This is a genomic window from Desulfonatronospira sp. MSAO_Bac3 (assembly GCF_003838035.1).
Lineage (GTDB): Bacteria > Desulfobacterota > Desulfovibrionia > Desulfovibrionales > Desulfonatronovibrionaceae > Desulfonatronospira > Desulfonatronospira thiodismutans.
This window is the reverse complement of record NZ_QYZY01000289.1, coordinates 1-3,264: the sequence shown is the minus strand read 5'-3', so window position 1 is coordinate 3,264 and position 3,264 is coordinate 1. Positions and strand designations below refer to the sequence as shown.

The following is a 3,264-nucleotide window of genomic DNA, read 5'->3' as shown; positions in this document are numbered from 1 at the left end:
CGCGATCCTATGGCGCACCCCCCGGGCAGGGCCACTTTGGCCCGGCCCAGCCTGGCCAGCAGGGGGCCCAGGCACAGAACCGACGCCCGCATGGTCCTGACAAGGTCATACGGGGCCTCTGGAACCAGTTCCCCGGCCTGGATCCGGGCACTGCCGTCACTGTATCCGGATTTGCAGCCAAGAAGCGTCAACAGCTTCAAGGAGGTATGAATATCCTTTAAACCGGGCACGTTTTCCAGAATCACGTCACTGTCGGCCATAATGGAGGCCATGAGAATGGGCAGCGAGGCGTTCTTGGAGCCGCTTATGCGTATTTCCCCCTCCAGCCTGCTGCCGCCTTCAATTACAAGCTTGTACATATTCTTTTCCTTTATTCCTGGTCTGAATCTAACCGTTTGAGATAAGGTAACCATTCAGGGGATGCCGGAATCACGCCTCTGGCGTGACCGGGGACAGTCCCGCACTTATTTTTTTCTGATGAACAATTTACAGATGCGAGCGTTAGAAAAATAAGTGCGGGGACAGTCCCCTGAGCCTTGTGCCAGTAATCAACACCGAGGACCCCCTGAATGGTTACGAGATAAGCAGGTATAGTTTCAGGTGGCGGACAAGTAAAGCCTGAACCGGAACCGATTTTTTCTTGACTGATAAGACTTGATTAGGGCAAGTATCTATGGGTGGTTAGGGTCTGTTGCAAAACAACTGTGTTAAATCTGCAATTATTTGGGAAGGCGTTTTTCCACGAATCCACACGAATCTTCCCCAATCATTTCCCGGCTGCTTATCGCAGCCTTGGAAAGGTGATCCTGCTATCGCGAGAAGTAAAACATCCACCGGTCCAGTAAGGATAAACTTCCTGGCCTGCCGATTAGGCAGGTCAGGTTGATTTGTGTAGATTCGTGTAGATTCGTGGATAAAGTTCTTTGTCTTTGGTCATAATTTGGCTTTCTCTAAATAAAACAGTTAGTTTGTAACAACCCCTTAAAGGTAGTATTGCCCATAAAAAGGAGAAAAGAGATGGTGTTTGATGTCCAAAAAGAGACTCTGCCCAGGGATGAACTGGAAACCCTGCAGCTGAAAAGGTTGAAATACCTGGTTCAAAAAATATATCATAATGTACCCTTCTACAAACAGAAGTTCAAAGAACTGGGGCTAAAGCCGGAAAATCTCAAGTCTCTTTTTGACCTGCGCCAGATGCCCTTTACCGAAAAGCAGGACCTGCGCAACAACTACCCCTTCGGCATGTTTGCCGTGCCCCGGGAAAGCGTGGTCCGGGTGCACGCCTCTTCCGGCACCACCGGCAAGGCCACTGTAGTCGGATATACTCAGCGCGACGTGGAGACCTGGGCCGGGCTCATGGCCAGATCCTTCGAGGCTGCCGGGGCCACCAGGACGGATATCATTCACAACTCCTACGGATACGGCCTGTTTACCGGAGGCCTGGGAGCCCATTACGGTGCGGAAGCCCTGGGGGCTACAATCCTGCCTGTTTCCGGAGGAGCAACCAAGCGCCAGGTCATGCTCATGCGCGACTTCGGATCCACTGTGCTTTGCTGTACTCCTTCCTACAGCCTGCACCTGTATGAAACCGCACTGGCTTCCGGCATAAGCATAAGCGACCTCAAGCTGAGGGTGGGCATATTCGGAGCTGAACCCTGGACCGAGGAAATGCGCCAGGATATTCAGAACAAGTTAGAGATCAAAGCCCTGGATATCTACGGTCTCTCGGAAATCATGGGTCCGGGCGTGGGCATGGAATGCATCGCCGCCCAGGACGGCCTGCATCTCTGGGAGGACCATTTCCTGCCGGAAATTATCGACCCGGACAGCGGCGAACCTCTTCCTGTGGGAGAAAAAGGCGAACTGGTCATCACCACCCTGACCAAGGAGGCCCAGCCCCTTCTTCGCTACCGCACCCGGGACATCACCAGGTTAAACCCTGTCCCCTGCCGCTGCGGACGTACCCATTACCGCATAGAGCGCATTACCGGCCGTAGTGACGACATGCTCATTATCCGGGGAGTAAATGTCTTTCCCTCCCAGATCGAGAGCATCCTCCTGGAAACCGAGGGACTGTCCCCCCACTACCAGCTCATCATCGACCGCGAGGGCGGCATGGACACCCTGGAAGTCCGGGTGGAAGTGCACGAAAGCATGTTTTCCGATGAAATCAGGCACCTGCAGCGCCTGGAAAAGAAAATATCCGGGCATATCAAGGAATTTCTGGGAGTAACAGCCAAGACGACCATGGTTGAACCCCAGGGCATAGCCCGTTCCGAGGGCAAGGCCCAGAGAATTATAGACCGCCGCAAAAAATAAGCATAACAGGTAACACCCGGGGAGAAAAAAATGATAGTTGAACAGATTTCCATATTTCTGGAAAACAGGGCCGGCAGGCTGGCCGATGTCACCAGGACCCTGGCCGAGGCCGGGATAAATATCCGGGCCCTGTCCCTGGCCGACACTACGGACTTCGGTATTCTGCGCCTCATTGTCACTGATCACGAGAAAGCCAAGCAGGCCCTCAAGGAAAACGGCTTCACCGTGGGCCGCACCAACGTAGTGGCAGCCGAGGTGGAAGACCGACCCGGCGGGCTGCACGCCATCCTGACCATGCTCAGCGAAAACGGCATTAACGTGGAATACATGTACGCCTTTGTGCAGCAAAGCGGCCAGAATGCCGTTTTGATCTTCCGCTTCGACAGAACGGAGGAGGCTGTAGAGACCCTGCAGAAAAACGGGGTACGCATCATCCCCGGGGATGAGCTGTATAATATTTAAACTTTAGGGAGTTAGGGATTGGGGGATTGAGGGATTGGGGGATTGAGGGATTGAGGGATTCAGGGATTTAGGAATTCAAAGGAAGGGAGTTCATACAACCACCCCCGGCCCCTCCTTGGCTAAGGAGGGGAGCTACACCGAGTCCGTAATCCTGTACTGAGGAGCAGGCCCGGTTGAACGTAACTCTTCAGGGGGGGATATGCAATTTGCCTGTCTGCCACAGGCGGGTAATGTCTTGCTGGGGATTTTTTATTCTTCAAAACCGTGTGTGCGGAGCACCTGCCTGCCCGGTATAATTCCGAAGGACAGCGAAAGCGTATTATACCCGGGTGTGAAGCCTGAAGGCTTCCCGTGCCAGAGAAGATTTTTTTGGCACGGGCAACTTCGTTGCACATCCCAGTGAAACCAGCTACGCTGACCCAGCACTCACTTTTCCATTTGTTTGCTTGTGATGAAACCGAAATTATTAAAGTGAGTGCTGGG

General features: G+C 53.3%; 3 protein-coding genes. 2 read left to right on the top strand and 1 reads right to left on the bottom strand.

Features of this window, described 5'->3' with window-relative positions; all coding sequences use genetic code 11:
- A partial coding sequence (locus D5S03_RS09585; RefSeq protein WP_502697118.1) for a carboxyvinyltransferase occupies nt 1-359 on the bottom strand: 359 nt, incomplete at its 3' end.
- 658 nt (nt 360-1,017) lie between these two features.
- Here D5S03_RS09585 and D5S03_RS09580 point away from each other — a divergent pair.
- On the top strand, nt 1,018-2,319 hold the full coding sequence (locus D5S03_RS09580) for a phenylacetate--CoA ligase family protein (protein ID WP_008868350.1): 1,302 nt from the start codon (nt 1,018-1,020) through the stop codon (nt 2,317-2,319).
- Between the two features lie 30 nt (nt 2,320-2,349).
- On the top strand, nt 2,350-2,781 hold the full coding sequence (locus D5S03_RS09575) for an ACT domain-containing protein (protein WP_008868351.1): 432 nt from the start codon (nt 2,350-2,352) through the stop codon (nt 2,779-2,781).
- The last annotated feature ends 483 nt before the right edge of the window (nt 2,782-3,264 follow it).

Bases quoted from the DNA above. Each gene is read 5' to 3' on its own strand.
- D5S03_RS09580 (WP_008868350.1), top strand. From the start codon at position 1,018: ATGGTGTTTGATGTCCAAAAAGAGACTCTGCCCAGGGATGAACTGGAA.
- D5S03_RS09575 (WP_008868351.1), top strand. From the start codon at position 2,350: ATGATAGTTGAACAGATTTCCATATTTCTGGAAAACAGGGCCGGCAGG.